This is a genomic window from Faecalibacterium intestinale (assembly GCF_040096575.1).
Lineage (GTDB): Bacteria > Bacillota > Clostridia > Oscillospirales > Ruminococcaceae > Faecalibacterium > Faecalibacterium intestinale.
The window spans coordinates 24,119-41,973 of record NZ_JBBMEN010000017.1 but is presented as its reverse complement, the minus strand read 5'-3'; the positions used below and the strand labels follow the sequence as shown (position 1 = coordinate 41,973).

Annotated in this window: 17 protein-coding genes and 1 tRNA gene; 17 read left to right on the top strand and 1 reads right to left on the bottom strand. The window is 61.4% G+C overall.

Annotated elements, in window-relative coordinates:
• The first annotated feature begins 8 nt into the window (after positions 1-8).
• Positions 9-563, top strand: a complete 555-nt coding sequence (locus WMO20_RS10880; protein ID WP_006735322.1) for a GtrA family protein — start codon at positions 9-11, stop codon at positions 561-563.
• A gap of 395 nt (positions 564-958) precedes the next feature.
• Here WMO20_RS10880 and WMO20_RS10875 read toward each other — a convergent pair.
• Positions 959-1,034, bottom strand: a tRNA-Val gene (locus tag WMO20_RS10875).
• 233 nt (positions 1,035-1,267) lie between these two features.
• On the opposite strand from WMO20_RS10875, the gene ruvC reads away from it, so the two are divergent.
• From ruvC to WMO20_RS10795, 16 genes are all read left to right on the top strand, one after another.
• The gene (ruvC, locus tag WMO20_RS10870) at positions 1,268-1,780 is read left to right on the top strand and encodes a crossover junction endodeoxyribonuclease RuvC (RefSeq protein ID WP_005921987.1); all 513 of its coding nucleotides are present in this window, start codon (positions 1,268-1,270) and stop codon (positions 1,778-1,780) included.
• A gap of 52 nt (positions 1,781-1,832) precedes the next feature.
• Positions 1,833-2,444 carry a Holliday junction branch migration protein RuvA gene (gene ruvA, locus WMO20_RS10865; RefSeq protein WP_055186644.1) on the top strand — a complete coding sequence of 204 codons (612 nt, stop codon included), beginning with the start codon at positions 1,833-1,835 and terminating at the stop codon, positions 2,442-2,444.
• Between the two features lie 3 nt (positions 2,445-2,447).
• Positions 2,448-3,503, top strand: a complete 1,056-nt coding sequence (gene ruvB / locus WMO20_RS10860; RefSeq protein ID WP_349186848.1) for a Holliday junction branch migration DNA helicase RuvB — start codon at positions 2,448-2,450, stop codon at positions 3,501-3,503.
• Positions 3,504-3,547: 44 nt separating this feature from the next.
• Entirely contained in the window at positions 3,548-4,423 is an 876-nt protein-coding gene (locus WMO20_RS10855) for a class I SAM-dependent methyltransferase (protein WP_097779083.1), read from the top strand.
• Between the two features lie 231 nt (positions 4,424-4,654).
• A complete protein-coding gene (locus tag WMO20_RS10850) occupies positions 4,655-5,494 on the top strand; it encodes an energy-coupling factor transporter ATPase (RefSeq protein ID WP_154265942.1) in 840 nt (279 codons plus the stop codon).
• 13 nt (positions 5,495-5,507) lie between these two features.
• Entirely contained in the window at positions 5,508-6,422 is a 915-nt protein-coding gene (locus WMO20_RS10845) for an energy-coupling factor transporter ATPase (protein ID WP_217296411.1), read from the top strand.
• A complete protein-coding gene (locus WMO20_RS10840; RefSeq protein WP_112090965.1) occupies positions 6,422-7,237 on the top strand; it encodes an energy-coupling factor transporter transmembrane component T family protein in 816 nt (271 codons plus the stop codon). The genes WMO20_RS10845 and WMO20_RS10840 overlap by 1 nt, the downstream gene beginning before the upstream one ends.
• Positions 7,238-7,463: 226 nt before the next feature.
• The gene (gene truA, locus WMO20_RS10835) at positions 7,464-8,225 is read left to right on the top strand and encodes a tRNA pseudouridine(38-40) synthase TruA (RefSeq protein WP_097782900.1); all 762 of its coding nucleotides are present in this window, start codon (positions 7,464-7,466) and stop codon (positions 8,223-8,225) included.
• Positions 8,222-9,442, top strand: coding sequence for a DUF5711 family protein (locus WMO20_RS10830; protein WP_349186847.1), 1,221 nt, complete (start codon positions 8,222-8,224; stop codon positions 9,440-9,442). Before truA ends, WMO20_RS10830 begins: the two co-directional genes overlap by 4 nt.
• Before the next feature lie 58 nt (positions 9,443-9,500).
• Positions 9,501-10,196, top strand: a complete 696-nt coding sequence (locus WMO20_RS10825; RefSeq protein ID WP_349186846.1) for a hypothetical protein — start codon at positions 9,501-9,503, stop codon at positions 10,194-10,196.
• A gap of 21 nt (positions 10,197-10,217) precedes the next feature.
• Positions 10,218-12,527 carry an ATP-dependent Clp protease ATP-binding subunit gene (locus tag WMO20_RS10820; protein ID WP_349186845.1) on the top strand — a complete coding sequence of 770 codons (2,310 nt, stop codon included), beginning with the start codon at positions 10,218-10,220 and terminating at the stop codon, positions 12,525-12,527.
• Positions 12,528-12,684: 157 nt separating this feature from the next.
• Positions 12,685-12,882, top strand: a complete 198-nt coding sequence (locus tag WMO20_RS10815; RefSeq protein WP_015537233.1) for a helix-turn-helix transcriptional regulator — start codon at positions 12,685-12,687, stop codon at positions 12,880-12,882.
• Between the two features lie 3 nt (positions 12,883-12,885).
• Positions 12,886-13,329 carry a DUF6773 family protein gene (locus WMO20_RS10810; protein WP_112090960.1) on the top strand — a complete coding sequence of 148 codons (444 nt, stop codon included), beginning with the start codon at positions 12,886-12,888 and terminating at the stop codon, positions 13,327-13,329.
• Between the two features lie 156 nt (positions 13,330-13,485).
• On the top strand, positions 13,486-14,955 hold the full coding sequence (gene gltX, locus WMO20_RS10805) for a glutamate--tRNA ligase (protein WP_097782904.1): 1,470 nt from the start codon (positions 13,486-13,488) through the stop codon (positions 14,953-14,955).
• A 35-nt stretch (positions 14,956-14,990) separates the two neighbouring features.
• On the top strand, positions 14,991-15,230 hold the full coding sequence (locus WMO20_RS10800; RefSeq protein ID WP_097782905.1) for a hypothetical protein: 240 nt from the start codon (positions 14,991-14,993) through the stop codon (positions 15,228-15,230).
• 183 nt (positions 15,231-15,413) lie between these two features.
• Entirely contained in the window at positions 15,414-17,708 is a 2,295-nt protein-coding gene (locus WMO20_RS10795; protein WP_349186844.1) for a SpoIIE family protein phosphatase, read from the top strand.
• Positions 17,709-17,855: the final 147 nt, after the last annotated feature.

The window sequence follows — 17,855 nt, the reverse complement described above, 5'->3', positions numbered from 1 at the left end:
AGCAGGCTATGAATTTCTGGAATAACTTCGCGGCAAAGCACCCCGCCGCTGCCAAGTGGGTGCGCGAGGGCGGCCTGTTCGTCATCGTGTCCAACCTCATCACCGTGTTCAAGTACCTGCTGCTGCAATTTCTGCCCAAGGCCTTTGCAAGCCTGCCGGTGGTGGATTTCGGCTGGCCGGGCATTGATATCACCCTGTTCGGCGAGACCTTCAAGTGGAACATCCTCGGCTACGATGCCGCCCACGGCGGCTTGCCCTACTTCTGCGCCTACATGATCGCCATGGTCATCGGCGAGTGCATCAATTTCCCCATCCAGCGTAATTTCGTGTTCCGCAGCAAGGGCAATCTGGCAAAGCAGATCGGCTGGTATGTGCTGGCGTTCTGCGTCATCACCTGCATCGTCAACTCCATCAACTGCATCTGGGTGGCGGTGGCGGGTCTGCTGGTGCCGGACTTCATCTACAACATCGGCACTACGGTGCTGAACGGCGGCATCTCCATGGTCATCTTCTTCTTCGTGAATAAGATCATCTTCCCGGAGGGCGAAAAAGCCGCCAAATAACAAGTCATCTTCTTCATTTTCTTCTTTTCATCACAAAGGCTCTCGCCCGCTCTGTGCATACGACAGAACAGGTGGGAGCCTTTGGTTTATGATCATCCTATCGCACAAAAGGCAGGATACCATCGTAATGATGATACCCTGCCTTTGCTCGTTCCGGTTCTCGTCCTGTGACCTCCGCCACAAAAAAATCCCCAGATCGAATGGTCTGGCGGCATCTTTCTTGGTAGACATTCCTACGCGTTGGGAACCGCACACTAATCAAAGCCCTGCTAGGGCTTTGATTGCCCCGCCTGCGGCGCGGCCGTGCTGTTCGAGCCCTGTACCGTCCTGCTCTGACGCAGGTTAGTGGATGACGCAACAAAAGAGCCCCTGACCGAAGTCAGGGACTTTTGTTTTGGTGGACGGTACAGGACTCGAACCTGTGACCTCCTGCACGTCAAGCAGATGCTCTACCAGCTGAGCTAACCGTCCATATTCTGTTTTGCCGAAATCAGCTAGACTATAATACCATAGCCTGTGCCGAAAAGCAAGACCTTTTTTCAAAAATTGTAAAACTTTTTTGAAAAAGCACCCCGAAATCCGGCTTCTGTGCGGTGCAGCGCGGGTTTTGGGGCGGCGGGCGACAGCTTTCTTGTTGCCCCCAACCAGACGTTGTGCTATAATAGAAAACTATAATAGGAGTAGTGTCGGAAAGGGAACACAGCATGAGAGTTTTGGGCATCGACCCCGGTTACGCCATCGTGGGCTGGGGCGTGGTGGAGTATGCGGGCAACCGCTTTGCGCCGGTGGATTTCGGCGCGGTGTGCACGGACGCAGGCGTGCCGTTTGAGCGGCGGCTGGATGAGGTGTATACCGGCATCAAAGAGGTCATCGAGCGCACAAAGCCCGAGGTGCTTGCCATCGAAAAGCTGTTCTACCAGCACAACCAGACCACCGTCATCGGCGTAGCCGAAGCGCGCGGGGTCATACTGCTGGCGGCGGCGCAGGCGGGGCTGCCCATCTACGAGTACACCCCCATGCAGGTCAAGCAGGCGGTCACCGGCTACGGCAAGGCCGTGAAAAAGCAGGTGCAGGAGATGACCCGGGTGCTGCTGCATCTGCCCGCCGTGCCAAAGCCGGACGACACCGCCGATGCGCTGGCCATGGCAATTACCTTCTGCCACACCAACGGCAACCAGCTCAACCGCTACACCCGCCGGGTGGCGGGGCCCATCTGACCGCATACCACAGCCGCCCTGCGGGGCGGCGGGTCTTGACTGAGAGGATTCTATGATCTACTGTCTGACTGGAAAAATCGTGAAAAAAAGCCTGAACGCCGTGGTGCTCAGCTGCGGCGGCGTGGGCTACTATACCCAGTGCCCGGCCAGCGTGGCGGGGGCACTGCCCGGTGTGGGGCAGGAAACCACCCTGTACACCGTGATGAGCGTGACCGAGAACGATGTGAGCCTGTACGGCTTTGCCACCGAGGAGCAGCAGGCCTGCTTTGAGATGCTGACCGCCGTGTCCGGCGTGGGCCCCAAGGTGGGGCTTGCCATCCTCAGCGTCATGGAGCCGCAGCGGGTGGCGCTGGCCATCTCGGCGGGAGACCACAAGGCCTTTAAGGCCGCCTCCGGCGTGGGGCCGAAGCTGGCGCAGCGCATCGTGCTGGAACTGAAGGATAAGGTGGCCAAGGGCTTTGTGGACGGCATCTCGCTGGAAGATGTGGCGGGCTCTGCCGCCGATACACCCGCGACCCAAAGCAGCGCACAGGCCATTGCAGCGCTGGTGTCGCTGGGCTACAGCCAGAGCGAGGCGGCGCTGGCCATCGCAAAGATCGATGCCACGCTGCCGGTGGAAGAGATCATCAAGCTGGCCTTGCGCAGCATGGCAGGCAGGAGGTAAGCAATGCAGGACGATACCGCGCTGTACGGCGCAAAAATGATGCAGCCCGCCATGACCCCGGCGGACAGTGAGGAAAATAACCTCCGCCCGCAGCATCTGGAGGACTACATCGGGCAGGAAAAGGCCAAGCAGAACCTGAAGATCTATCTGGAAGCCGCCAAGCGCCGGGGCGAGCCGGTGGATCACATTCTGCTCTACGGCCCGCCGGGTCTGGGCAAGACCACGCTGGCGGGCATCATCGCCAACGAGATGGGAGTACAGATCCGCATCACCAGCGGCCCGGCCATTGAAAAGCCCGGCGACCTTGCCGCCCTGCTGACCAACCTGCAGGAGGGCGATGTGCTGTTTATCGACGAGATCCACCGCCTGTCCCGGCAGGTGGAGGAGGTGCTGTATCCCGCGCTGGAGGACTACGCGCTGGATATCATGATCGGCAAGGGCCCCAGTGCCCAGAGCATCCGCATCAACCTGCCCCGGTTCACGCTGGTGGGCGCTACCACCCGCGCCGGACAGATCACCGGCCCGCTGCGCGACCGCTTTGGCGTGCTGCTCAAGCTGGAACTGTACAGCCCGGACGAGCTTTCCCGCATCATCATGCGGTCGGCGGGCATTCTGGATCAGCCCATCACCCCGGAAGGCGCTTATGAGCTGGCAAAGTGCAGCCGTGGCACGCCCCGCGTGGCGAACCGCTTTTTGAAGCGCATCCGCGACTTTGCCACCGTGCTGGGTGACGGCATCATCGATCAGGATGTGGCGCTGCTGGGTCTGAAGCGGATGGACGTGGACGCGCTGGGTCTGGATGAGCTGGATCGCAGCCTGCTGCGCGCCATCATTGAGATGTACAACGGCGGCCCGGTAGGTCTGGAAACGCTGGCTGCCGCGCTGGGCGAGGAGGCCGTCACGCTGGAGGATCTGTGCGAGCCGTATCTGATGCAGATGGGCTTTTTGACCCGCACCCCGCGCGGACGCTGCGCCACCCGCCTTGCCTACGAGCATCTGGGCATGAAAGCCCCGGAGACCGGCAGCGCCGAGGAAAACGGCCAGCAGAGCCTGTTCTGACTTATTATATAGGAATTTGAAGCAGTAAACGGAAGGAGGACGCTATGCGCCCTGCAGATACTTGGAAAGACTATGAACTGCTGGATGCCACCGACGGCAACCGGCTGGAACGCTGGGGAGAGACTTTGCTCATCCGCCCCGACCCGCAGGTGGTGTGGAAGACCCCCAAGCAAAGCCCCCTGTGGGCAAAGGCAGATGCCATCTACCACCGCTCCAATCAGGGCGGCGGCGAGTGGGAGTACCGCCGCCGTCTGCCGGAAAAGTGGAAGATCAGCTGCGGCGAGGGGGAGGATAAGCTCACCCTCATCGTCAGCCCCACCGGCTTCAAGCACACCGGTGTGTTCCCGGAGCAGGCAGTCAACTGGGCGTGGTACCAGCAGAAGATCCGCGCAGCGAACCGCCCGGTGAAGGTGCTGAACCTGTTTGGCTACACCGGCGGCGCTACGCTGGCTTGCGCCGCTGCCGGTGCCACCGTCTGCCATGTGGACGCCTCCAAGGGCATCGTGGCATGGGGCAAGGACAACGCCGTGGCAAGCAGCCTGACCGACAAGCCCATCCGCTGGCTGGTGGACGACTGCGCCAAGTTCGTGGCGCGGGAAAAGCGCCGGGGCAACACTTACGACGGCATCATCATGGACCCGCCCAGCTACGGGCGCGGCCCCGGCGGCGAGATCTGGAAGCTGGAGGACTGCATCTACGACCTTATCAGCCAGTGCGAAGAGGTGCTCAGCGATACCCCGCTGTTCTTTGCGGTCAACAGCTACACCACCGGCCTGTCCCCGGCAGTCATGGAGTATATGCTCAAAACCACGCTGGTGCCCCGCTTTGGCGGCAAGACCAGCTGCGATGAGATCGGCCTGCCGGTGTCTGCCACCGGCGGCGTGGTGCCCTGCGGCGCCACCGCCATTTGGGAAGAATAAGGAAAGAACTCCCTCAGTCACGGCTGTCGCCGTGCCAGCTCCCTCGGGGAGGGAGCCTTTGGCAAAACCGAAAACTTATCCTCTTCGCCAGAGGCTCCCCCTTTGGGGGAGCTGGCAAATCTGTAAAGATTTGACTGAGAGGGCGAGGACGTTAAAAATAAGCAAGCAATTTCAATAGAATGGGGTACAGCCCCTTTCGGAGGGGCGCACCACCAGAAAGAGAAACAAAGCATGAGTGATACGATTTTAACTGCTGAAAATTTGAAGTTCCGCTACGATGCCGAGCAGCCGGTCTATGCGCTGGACGGCGTATCTGCGCAGGTGAAGCGCGGGGAGTTCGTGGCGGTGCTGGGTGCAAACGGCTGCGGAAAATCCACGCTGGCGAAGCACTTCAACGCCATTCTGCTGCCCGAGAGCGGCAAGGTGTATGTGGAGGGCATGGATACCGCAGACGAGGACAAACTCTACGATATCCGCCAGACCGTGGGTATGGTGTTCCAGAACCCGGACAACCAGATCGTTGCCACTGTGGTGGAAGAGGACGTGGCCTTTGCGCTGGAAAACCTCGGGGTGCCGCAGGACGAGATGCGCCGCCGGGTGGACGACTCCATGAAGATGGCTGGCATCTACGAATACCGCGAGCGCGCACCCCACAACCTTTCCGGCGGTCAGAAGCAGCGCGTGGCCATTGCCGGTGTGGTTGCCATGCGCCCGGACTGCCTGATCTTGGACGAAGCCACCGCCATGCTGGACCCGCGCGGCCGCGAGCAGGTGATGCAGACCATCCACTACCTGAACGAGAACATGGGCATTACGGTGGTGTCCATCACCCACTATATGGAAGAAGCCGCACAGGCTGACCGTGTGCTGGTGATGAGCAAGGGTCATGTGGTGATGGAGGGCACCCCGAAAGAGGTGTTTAGCCAGACCGAAAAGGTGCGCAGTCTGCATCTGGACGTGCCGCAGGCCGCTGAGCTGCGGGACGAGCTGGTGAAGGCCGGTATCCCGATGCCGGAAGGCATCATCGACACCGGTGCCTGTGCACAGGCGCTGTATGAGCTGCTGCAGTAAGGGGGCGGACGAAATGGCAGATATCATTAAGGTAGAACATCTGAGCTACGTCTATAACCCCGGCCTGCCCACCGCAGTGACCGCGCTGGATGACGTGAGCTTTACCGTAGAAGAGGGCGATTTTGTGGGCATCATCGGGGCGACAGGCTCCGGCAAAAGTACCCTCATCACCCACATGAACGGCCTGAATAAGCCCACCAGCGGCAAAATTTTCATTGACGGCCGCGATCTGTGGGCAGACCCGGAAAAGATCCGGGATTTCCGCTTTCTCACCGGGCTTGTGTTCCAGTACCCGGAATACCAGCTGTTTGAGGAGACCTGCTACAAGGACATCGCCTTTGGCCCCAAGAACATGGGCTTGGACGAGGCCGAGGTAGACCGCCGCGTCCACGAAGCCGCAGACTTTGTGGGCTTAGACCCGGCGCTTTTGGAGCGCAGCCCCTTTGAGCTGTCCGGCGGTCAGAAGCGCCGGGTGGCGGTGGCGGGCGTCATGGCCATGAAGCCCCGCATCCTTGTGCTGGACGAGCCTGCCGCCGGTCTTGACCCGGAGGGACGGGACGATATCCTTTCCGAGGTGAAGGAGTACCACAAAAAGACCGGCACCACCGTGCTGCTGGTGTCCCACAGCATGGAGGATATTGCCAAGTACGCCAACCGTGTGCTGGTGATGAGCAACAAGAAAATTGCCATGTACGACACGGTGGAAAAGGTCTTTGCCCGCGCCCCGGAGCTGCTGGAATTGGGGCTGTCGGTGCCGCAGGTGACGAAAATTTTCCTCAAGCTGCGGGAGATGGGGGTGGACGTCCCTGCGGACGTGTACACCATTCCCTACGCGGTCAAGACCCTGCTGGAAGCCAAGCGCCGCCGCGATGCCGGGGAAAGCCTTGTGCTGCCCCGCAGCACTGCACAGAAAGGGGGTGCTGTCTGATGCTGCGAGATATCACCATCGGTCAGCACTTCCCGGGCAACAGTCTGGTGCACCGGTTCGACCCCAGACTGAAGCTTGTGCTGACCGTCGCCTATATCGTGCTGCTGTTTGCGGCCTCCAACCCCTTGGGGCTTACTTTGTCCATCCTCTTTTTGGGGGTCATGTACAAGGTGGCAAAAATTCCGGTCAAGATGATCGGCAAAAGCCTGAAGCCCATCCTGCCCATCGTGCTGTTCACGGCGGTGCTGAACCTGTTCTTTGTCTCCGGCGAGGGTGACCCGCTGGTGCATTTCTGGTTCTTGACCATCTACGCCGAGGGCGTGCGCTATGCAGTGCTGATGGCGGTGCGCGTGATGGCGCTCATTGCGGGCACCAGCCTGCTTACCTACACCACCAGCCCCATCGTGCTGACCGATGCCATTGAGCAGCTGCTCAAGCCCTTGGGCAAGCTGCACTTCCCGGTGCACGAGCTGGCCATGATGATGAGCATTGCGCTGCGCTTTATCCCCACCCTCATCGAGGAGACGGATAAGATCATGAACGCGCAGAAGGCGCGCGGCGCACAGCTGGACACCGGCAAAATGACCGACCGGGTCAAGGCGCTGGTGCCGGTGCTCATCCCGCTGTTCATCTCGGCCTTCCGCCGCGCGGACGAGCTGGCTATGGCCATGGAGTGCCGCTGCTACCGCGGCGGCACAGGCCGCACCCGTCTGAAGGTGCTGCGCTGCGAAAAGCAGGACTACATCGACCTTGCGGTCTGCATCGCCTGCTTTGCCGTCATCCTTGCCTCCCGGCTGGTGTTCCCGAATTATTAAAGAGGAGAACCCTCTCAGTCAATGCCTTGCGGCATTGCCAGCTCCCCCGAAAGGGGGAGCTTTTGGTACGGAACTTCTCTGATGGGAGAAAATGCCGCTTCCCGCTGCGGCCCCTCCGGTGAAAGTGTGTCTGTCGCGGTCCGCAGACCGCGACAGACACGAAATAAAAAACGTTTTTCCGCTGAATATGGCCAGAGCGAAGCAGCGGCCATTTTAAATCAGAACTATGAACTTTTTACTTACCCTTGCCTACGACGGCACAAATTACTGCGGCTTTCAGGTGCAGCCCAACGGGCGCAGCGTGGCGGCCACCTTTCAGGATGCACTGGAAGCGGTGCTGGGCTCACGGCCCGATATCAAGGGCTGCAGCCGCACCGATGCCGGGGTGCACGCGCTGGGCTTCCGGCTGAATTTCCACGCCGATACCCGCATCCCGCCCCAGAAGCTGCCGCTGGCGCTCAACCAGCATCTGCCGCCGGATATCCGGGTGCTTGCAGCGCAGACCGTGCCGGAGGATTTCCACGCCCGGTACGCCGCCCATACCAAGACCTACCTGTACCGCATCCATAACCACCCCATCGACTCGCCCTTTGATGCCGCCTACTACACCCGGGTGCCCCGGCGGCTGGACGAAGCCGCCATGCAGGCAGCGGCGCAGCAGTTTGTGGGGACCCACGATTTTCTGGCGCTGTGCGCGGCGGGCAGTTCTGCCGCCGCCCACGGGGACACCGTGCGCACCATCACGGACTGCCATGTCACCCGGCGCGGGGACGAGGTGGACATTGAGGTGACCGCCGACGGCTACCTGTACAACATGGTGCGCATTCTGGCGGGTACTTTGTGCGAGGTGGGCGCGGGGCGGCTGCGCGCTGCGGACATCCCCGCCATTCTGGCAAGCCGGGACCGCAGCCGGGCGGGCCCCACCCTGCCCGCAAAGGGCTTGTTTTTAAAGTGCGTGGATTACCCGGAAAAGGAGGAGCAGCCATGAAAAAGCTTCATCGCGGCGGCAGCAACCCGGACGGAGAGCCGCTTTCTGCCGGGCGTGTGGAATATCTGGAAGCAGCGCGCCAGCGGGTGCGCCGCCGCCGTTTACGCCGCACTGCCATTCTTCTGGCGGCGCTGATACTGGTCACTCTGTTTGCCACCGGCGCGGTGGGTGCATCCATCGCCCGGGTAAAGGATATGGTGGATACGGTGCACATCGCCCTGTCCCCGGCGGTGGGCTGGCCGCAGCAGACCGGCCTTGGTGATTTAACGGCAGTGCAACCCATGTCCGGCAGCTTTGCAGCCATGGACGAGGATGCCTGTGTGGTGTACAGCCTTGGCGGCACCCGCCTTGCCAGCATCCAGAGCGGCTACGCCCGCCCGGCGCTGGCTGCGGGCAAGACCCGCTTTGTGCTGTACAACCGCTCCGGCAACGAGCTGCGGGTGGAAAGCCGCACCCAGAACCTTTACAGCAAAACGCTGGAAAACAGCATCTATCTGTGTGCCATGTCGGACACCGGCACGCTGGCAGTGGCCACCGATTCTGCCGACAGCACCGCCCGGCTGACCGTGTATACCCCCACCATGAGCGAGCAGCTGCACTGGGATATGACCAGCGCGCAGGGCACCCCGGTGCGGATGGCCTTTGCCGCCGACAGCCGCCGTCTGGCGGTGGCGGCGGTCACCTCCAGCGCCGGACAGTTACAGGCAAACCTCTTTGTGCTCAGCCTTGCGCAGGGCGACCCGGTGCAGCTGAGCAGCGGGGACAGCGTGCCCCAATGGCTGGGCTGGCTGAACAACGACACCGTGCTGGCTGTGTACGAGAACTGCGCCGTGGTGTACGGTGCGGACGGCGGCGAGCGGGGACGCTTCGACCTTGGCGGCGGCAGTCTTGTCAGCGTTTCGCAGGACGGTGCAAACGCCGCCCTGCTGTTGGAAAACGGACAGGTGTGCACCGCCGTACTGCTGGATAGAGACCTGAACGTGCAGTACAGCGGCAACGTGCCTGCGGCAAACCAGATCCTGCGCCGGGGTCAAAACTTTTATCTGCTTACCGACAGCGGCGTGGAATGCTTTGCCGCAGACGGGGTGTACCAGTGGGGACAGACGCTTTCCGTCCGTCCGCAGGCGCTCATCGCGGGCAAGCAGCTGCTGGTGCTGTGCGGCAACACGGTGCAGCAGATCGCTCCGCCGGAGCAAACGGCTTCCAGCGCCCAGTGACCGGGGGAAACCGGTATTTTTGCGGGGAAAGTGATCTTTATAACAGGGAAAACAAGGTATGTTCAAGAATCCGTCATTTCTTTTTGATATCCTATGTACGGTGGTCTGGCTGGTGCTGATGGTGCGCTACGCCCGCAAGGGCTTTCTTGCCAGCATCGTGCAGCTGTCCGGCAACCTCATCAGCCTGCTGGGCGCACGGCAGTGTTCTGCCGCCTGTGCGGGCTGGGTGTTCGAAAATCTGCTGGCCGGGGGCTTCCGTACCCAGATCGCCGCCCACCTTTCGGAGGACGGCGTGGTGAACCTTTCCGGCATTGCGCAGCAGTACGCGGGCTTTTTGCCCGAAAGCTTCCGCGCCTCCATCGTGGCGGCGTGCGAGCGCAGCATCAACGCCGTGCTGGCAGACAACGCCGTGGTGCTGGCCGATACCATCGTGGAAAAAGTATTGCAGCCGCTGCTCACCCCGGTGATCATGCTGGTACTGTTCTTTGTGTTCTACGCGGTGCTACGGCTGCTGGTCAGTATGCTGGTCACCGTGCTGGGGCTGGTGAATAAGCTCCCGGTCATCGGTACAGTGAACCGGGGTCTGGGCTGGCTGACCGGCGGCATGACCGCAATGCTGGACCTATACCTCGTGCTGTGCGTGGTGTGGGGGCTGGTGGTCATCACCGGCGGCAACCTGAATGTGCTTAACGACACTGTAATGCACAGCAGTCTTTACTATAAAGCGTTTAATGTGTTCAACCCCTTTTTGTAACAGGGGCGACAAGGAGGAACTATGGTCTGTATTCGATGCCAGAAGCGTCCGGCGATCATCTTTATCCAGCGGATGGAGAATGGTCAGATGAAGCAGGAGGGGTACTGTCTGCACTGTGCCCGGGAACTGCACATCAAGCCCGTGGACGATCTGATGAAACAATTCGGGATGTCGGAGCAGGATCTGGATAACATGGAAAACCGCATGGAGAGCATGATGGAGGAGCTGGGCGATTCCAACCCCCTTTCCATGCTGATGAATATGTCCGGCGCCGGCGAGGATGCCGATGCGGAGAACATGGACGAAGATCTTGTACCCGGCAGCAATGCCACCTTCCCGCTGGGCTTTACCGGCACGGAAAAGCAGGACGGCGACAAAAAGGCCGACCGCAAAAACGGCAAAAAGCCGCCCAAGCGCAAGTTTTTGGATACCTACTGCGAAAACCTGACCCGCAAGGCGCGGGAGGGCAAGCTGGATGATATCATCGGGCGCGACCGCGAGATCTACCGCACCATCCAGATTTTGAGCCGCCGCCAGAAGAATAACCCCTGCCTTATCGGTGAAGCCGGTGTGGGCAAGACCGCCATTGCCGAAGGCATTGCCGAGCGCATTGCCAAGGGACAGGTGCCCATCGGCCTGCGGGATAAGGAAATCTTCCTGCTCGACCTCACCAGCCTTGTGGCGGGCACTCAGTTCCGTGGTCAGTTCGAGCAGCGGGTCAAGGGTCTGCTGAGCGAGGTGAAGGCCGCAGGCAACGTGATCCTGTTCATTGACGAGATCCACACCATCACCTCTGCCGGTGAGAGCGAGGGCGCCATGAACGCGGGCAACATCTTAAAGCCCGCCCTCTCCCGTGGCGAAATTCAGGTCATCGGCGCCACCACCTTTACCGAGTACCGCAAGTACATCGAAAAAGATCAGGCGCTGGAGCGCCGCTTCCAGCCTGTGCGGGTGGAAGAGCCCAGCGTAGCCGACACCCTTGCGGTGATGAACGGAATCAAGCGCTACTACGAGCAGCACCACCATGTACAGGTGCCCGCCGAGGTGCTTTCGGCGGTGGTCACCCTGAGCGAGCGCTACATCACCGACCGCTTTTTGCCGGATAAGGCCATCGACCTGCTGGACGAAGCCTGCGCCTGCTGCAATCTGGCACACCCGGTCATCTCCGAGTATCTGGGGATGCAGAAAGAGCTGGACGCCCTGAAACAGGAAGAAGCCGAGATGGAAAGCGCGGATGTGAACGAAGCCATCGACTACGAGCGCGTAGCCGAGCGCAAGACCCGCATCGCCAAGCTGGAATCCGAGCTGCCCGCCAAGCAGGCCGCTGCCAGCGAGATTCAGGTGACCATGGACGATGTGGCAAAGGTCATCGAGCTGTGGACGGGCATCCCGGCGGTAAAGATCCGTGAGACCGAGTTCGTCAAGCTGGCAGGGCTGGAAAATGCCCTCAAGCAGAAGGTCATCGGTCAGGACGAAGCCGTGCATCTGGTGGCGCAGGCCATCAAGCGCAGCCGCGCCGACCTTTCCGGCCGCCGCCGTCCCGCAAGCTTCATCTTTGTGGGCCCCACCGGCGTGGGCAAGACCGAGCTGGTCAAGCAGCTGGCAGAACAGTTGTTCGACGGTCCCGACCCGCTCATTCGTCTGGACATGAGCGAGTACATGGAAAAATACGCGGTGTCCCGCATGATCGGTTCTCCTCCGGGCTATGTGGGCTACGAGGAAGCCGGTCAGCTCACCGAGAAGGTGCGCCGCCGCCCGTACAGCGTGGTGCTGTTTGACGAGATCGAAAAGGCACACCCGGACGTGATGAACATTCTGCTGCAGATTCTGGACGAGGGCAAGATCAACGATGCGCAGGGACGCACGGTGGATTTTTCCAACACGGTCATCTGCATGACCTCCAATGCCGGCAGCAGCGACCAGAGCGCGGGCAGCCTTGGCTTTAACAAGAGCGACGCCCAGCGCAGCGAGGAAAAGACCCGCAAGGCGCTGGCGCAGTTCCTGCGCCCGGAGTTCCTTGGCCGCGTGGATGAAGTGATCGCCTTCAAGCCCCTGACCGAGGAGACCTTGCAGGGCATCGCCGCCCTGATGCTGGACGAGTACAAGCCCGGCATGGAAGCCAAGGGCATCGCTTACAGCTACACCCCGGCAGCGCTCAAGGCGCTGGTGCAAAAGAGTCAGGGCGGGCGCTTCGGCGCACGCGATCTGCGCCGCACCATCCGCAAGGCGGTGGAGGACCCCGCCGCCGAGCGCCTGATCGACGGCACGCTGGCATCCGGCGGCACCCTTGTGGTGGATGCCGATGAAAACGGCGAAGTCGTGCTGAAATAATCATAACCGCAAAGCACCCCGGCTGGAAACAGCCGGGGTGCTTTTTGTCTGCGTGCAAAAACTTTTTGTAATATATACTTGACATTTAGAATGGTAAATGCTACTATATGTCCAGAGGATAAAACAAATGCCGACCCGGCAGGAAAGGAGCGTATCAATGCCGAAGAACCTGAAATTAAAGGCCGCCCGTGCGGAAAAGGACATGACGCAAGGCGCGCTTGCCGAAGCGGCAGGCGTTTCGCGCCAGACTATCAACGCCATTGAAAAAGGGGAGTACAACCCCACCATCAACCTTTGCCGCAGTATCTGTAAAATTCTGGATAAGACATTGGATGAACTGTTCTGGGAGGAATGAGTTATGAAATTTTCACTATACAGCAAGAAAAACCAGTTGGACGAGATGCAGGAGCAGACCATGCGCAAAATTGAAAGCCATGGCTTCTGGCTGCTGTGGTACAGCCTTCTGGCGGCGTGGATCGTGCAGACGGTGTTCGGGGCTGCGGACAAGGCCGCCGGAGAGTGGGTCGTATTCATGATCGGCTGCATTTATATGGTTGTCGCGTGTCTGCGCAATGGTCTGTGGGAACGCCACTTTTCGGATACGCCCCTGGCCAATGCTGTGTATTCTCTGGTGGCTGCGGTGGCGGTTACGCTGATCAGCGGGTTTTCCAGTGGATACTGGGTCGGTGCCGCTTTTGCCGGTGTTTTTGCCGGCATCCTGTGCTTTGCATTGCTGCAACTGTGCGTCGCTCTGGTACGCAAACGGCGCGAGCATCTGGATGACCCGAAGGACGGAGAATAATATTATAAAAAGGGGCTGCTGCACAGCATTTGATGCAGCAGCCCCTTTTGCATGGGTGCATGATATTATCCCGCATTGACAAATCTGCGCAGAATAAGTACAATAAAACATAGCTATCCGCAAATTTTTTGCATGAGAATAAAGGAGCGTTTTTCTATGCCGAGCAATAAAGTCCGCACCCGTTTTGCACCCTCGCCCACGGGTTATATGCACGTTGGCAACCTGCGTACTGCCCTGTACACCTACCTGATGGCCAAGCACGAGGATGGCACCTTCATCCTGCGCATCGAGGACACCGATCAGGGCCGCTATGTGGAGGGCGCTGTGGATGTCATCTACAACACCCTGCGGGAGACCGGCCTTTTGTGGGACGAGGGCCCGGATATCGGCGGCCCCGTTGGCCCCTATGTGCAGAGCGAGCGCATGGGGATGTTCAAGCAGTACGCCGAGCAGCTGGTGGCAGAGGGCAAGGCCTATTACTGCTTCTGCACCGAAGAGCGGCTGGAAGCTCTGCACGCCGAGCAGCGCGCTGCCGGTGAGATGACCCACTACGACGGCTGCTGCCGCGAACTGCCCAAGGAAGAAGTGGAAAAGCGCCTTGCCGCAGGCGAGCCTTACGTCATCCGCCAGAAGATCCCCCGCGAGGGCGTGACCGGCTTTGACGATGTGGTGTACGGCCACATCGAGGTGAACAACAGCGAGATGGACGACCAGATCCTCATCAAGACCGATGGAATGCCCACCTATAACTTTGCTAACGTTGTGGATGACCACCTGATGGGCATTACCCACGTCATCCGCGGCAGCGAGTACCTGTCCTCCACCCCCAAGTATAACCTGCTGTATCAGGCCTTTGGCTGGGACATCCCCACCTATATCCACTGCCCGCCGGTGATGAAGGACGCGCAGAACAAGCTGTCCAAGCGCAACGGCGATGCAAGCTATCAGGATCTGGTGGCTAAGGGCTACCTGACCGAAGCTGTGCTGAACTATATCTGCCTGCTGGGCTGGAGCCCCCGCGGCGAGTACGCCGAGCAGGAGATCTTCTCCCTGCCGGAGCTGGTCAAGATCTGGTCCCCGGAGGGCATCTCCAAGTCCCCCGCCATCTTCGACCCCCTCAAGCTGCGCGCCATCAATGCGGAGTATATCCGCCGCCTGAGCCCCGAGGAGTTCCAGAAAAAGGCCGAGCCGTGGATCGACAGCGCCGTGCACAGCGCCATCGACAAAAAGCTGCTGTGCGCAAACCTGCAGCCCCGGTGCGAGGTGCTGGGCGAGATCCCCGAGCAGCTGGATTTCTTTGACGCCATGCCGGAGTACGACGTGAGCCTGTACGCCAACAAAAAGCAAAAGACCACCCCGGAAACGGCCAAGGAAGCACTGGAAGCTCTGCTGCCGGTGCTGAGCGACGAGACTCTGGATTTTGCAAACCGCGATGCCGTGTTCGATGCCTGCAAGGCCAAGGCTGAGGAGCTGGGCAAAAAGAACGGCTGGCTGCTCTACCCGCTGGGCATTGCCCTTTCCGGCAAGCAGCGCACCCCCGGCGGCGGCACCGACCTTGCCTGCATGATGGGCCGCGAAAAGACCCTGCAGCGCGTGCAGGATGCCATTGCAAAGCTGAACGGCTGAGTGATATAAGTACAGTGATCTGGGAGGTGGAACCTATGATGTACCCGTTTATGACATTGGATGACGATACCGAGATCGTGCATTCCGAGATGAAGCCCGATGGCCGGGTGAAGGTGTACCTTGAAAAACCGGATGCAGAAGATTGTTTCCACTCAGCAGTGTGCTGGCTGCCGGGCTATGACTGGCAGGAGGTGCACGGCTTCACGCCGGAGGAGATCGCGCGGTATCAGAAGATCGTGGAGTCCACTTCCAGAAAAATCCGCTATTTCTGCTGAACAGTTGAAAATACCCCCAAAGCCCTGCGGTAAAATGACGGCCGCAAGGCTTTTTTGCGTCTTTGGGCGGGTTTGGGACGGTTCTATGCACCGCGCCAAAAAGCGCCGCTGCCCCGCGTTACAGTATATGCAGACAGTGCGGGGAACAGAACAAAATTCCCCGCCGGAAAGCGGGGGATTTTTATGACAGAGCGGATGGGTGTTTTATCTTCGGACGGGCGGTGTTTGCAGCCTTCGCCCTTGGCGGCACGGGCGATGCTGCGCCCGGCGGCGCGGCGGCTGGCAGCGGTGGGCGTCGGCTTTGCCGGCGGCTGGGCGGTGCTGTACGGGGCGCTGATGCCCTTTGGGCTGGGGCTGACTCTTGGACTGGCAGAGGATTGCTTTGCGCCCTGTGCAGCAGGGGCGGCGCTGGGACTGCTGCTCCACGGGCTGGGAGCACTCTCGCTGCGCAGCCTGTGTCAGCTGTGTGCGCTGGGCGCTGCCGTGGCAGCCCGCTGGCTGCTGCCGCAAAGGTTTGTGCCCGCCGCGCTGGCGGGCTGCGGTACTTTGACCGGCATGGCGCTGTGTTTTGCGCTGGGCAGCAGCGGCGGGGCAGACCTTTTGCTGTACAGCGCGGCGGACGCATTGCTTGCGGTGAGCATCGGCTTCGGGCTGCGCAAATTTGCCCCGGAGCGCCCGGGTATGGGCACGCTGCTGGTGGGCGCAGCCGTGGCAGCGGCGCTGGGCAGTGTGCGGTGGGGATGGTTTTCGCCCGGAGTATTGGCGTGTGCCGCCGCAGAGCTGGCACTGTGCTGCCGGGCACAGAGGTTTGCCGCCCTGAGCGGAAGTGCGGTGCTGGGCGCAGCCCTCTGCGCCGCAGACCCTGCCCTTGCCCCGGCGGCAGCGGGGCTGGGCTGTGCCACGGCAGCGGCGGCGGTGCTGGCGCCCGGACGGCGGGTGGAGACCCTTGCCGCCTACGCGGGCGGGTGTGTATCCGGGGTACTCTGCGTGCAGCCGCCCGGAAACGCCTTTGGGATGCTGTTCAGCGCCTGCGGCGGCATGGCGGTGGTCTGCCTGCTGCCCGGCGGCTGGCTTGCCCCGGCGGCAGACATCTCACAGAGCGGAGAAAACGCCCCCGCGCCCGCCCGCAGTGCGGCGGCATCTACCCGGCTGGAAGCCGTGGCGCAGAGCCTTTCCTCGCTGGCGGAGACGGTGAACGCGGTCTACGAGGGCTTGCCCCGGCGGCGGGAAGGTTTCCGCTGGGTCATAGACAATGTACATGATACCCTTTGTTTTAACTGCGGGCGGCGGGAGACCTGCTGGAAGCAGGAGTACACCGCCACCATGGCGGGCATGGAAGCGCTGCGTCCGCTGCTGGAACAGAATGGCAGCGTGGAAACAGCGCAATTGCCTGGGCAATTGTCCCGCTGCATCCACCCGGCAGCGCTGTGCGCGGCGGCGGGGCGCAGCTTTGCGCTGTACCGCAGCCGCAAGGAAGCGCGCATCCATTCCGAAGCCATGCGCACCGCCCTGACCGAGCAGTACAGCGCCGTAGCTGAAGCGCTTGGGGTGCTCAGCGAGCAGCTGGGGCGTCCCGGCGACCCGGAACCCTATAAATCCAGCCGGGTGGCGGAGTTCTTTACCGGGCTGGGTGCGCCGCCGCAGGAGTGCGCCGTCACGCTGGACGACCTTGGGCGCACCCATGCCGCCGTCACCCTGCCGCGCACCCGGTTCACCCCGCAGGAGCTGGCGGCGCTGGCGGGGGAGGTGGGGCATATCTGCCGCCGCACGCTGGAAGTGCCGCAGGTGCTCTCCTGCAAGGGCATGACCACCCTGCTGTTCAGCGAAAGACCGGCGCTGCGGGCGGTGTTCGGGGCGGCAAGCGCTGCCGCCCGGGGTGAGGTATCCGGGGATGCGGTGCAGCAATTCTGCAGCCCTACGGCGGCGCAGATGATCTTATGTGACGGCATGGGTACCGGACGCCCGGCGGCGGTGGACGGCAATCTGGCGGCAGAGCTGACCGCCCGGCTGCTCAAGGCGGGCTTTACCGCCGAGCTGGCGGCGCGGCTGGTGAACGTGGCGCTGGCGCTGAAAAGCGAGGACGAGAGCGGCGCAACGCTGGACCTCATCAGCGTGGACCTATACACCGGTACGGCGCGGCTGTTCAAGGCCGGGGCTGCTCCGGGGTTTCTGGTGCACGGCGGGCGGGTGCGGGCCGTGGGCGAAGCCACTCTGCCCATGGGGGTGCTGGGCGGGGTGAACGGACAGAGCCGGGTGGTGCACCTGACCGCCGGGGACTACGCGGTGCTGGTATCGGACGGCTTGCTGGTGGACGGCGCGGGCTGGGTGGCAAAGCAGGTGGAGCTTTCGGCGGCGGCAGGAGATGCGCCGGAAAAGCTGGCCGAAACGCTGGTGGAGACTGCCCGCATCCGCGCACAAAAGACCGGCCGCCCGGATGATATCACCGCCGCCGTGCTCCGGCTGGAAAAGAGCGGGTGACAGGCATATAACACAAATGGGCTTTTTACGTCTTGACCGGACGTCTAAAAGCCTTCACCCCTTGGGGGGGAGGTGGCGCGTAGCGCCGGATGAGGGGTGATTCCGGCAGCAGCGCCCTCATCAGTCACCTGCGGTGACAGCTTCCCC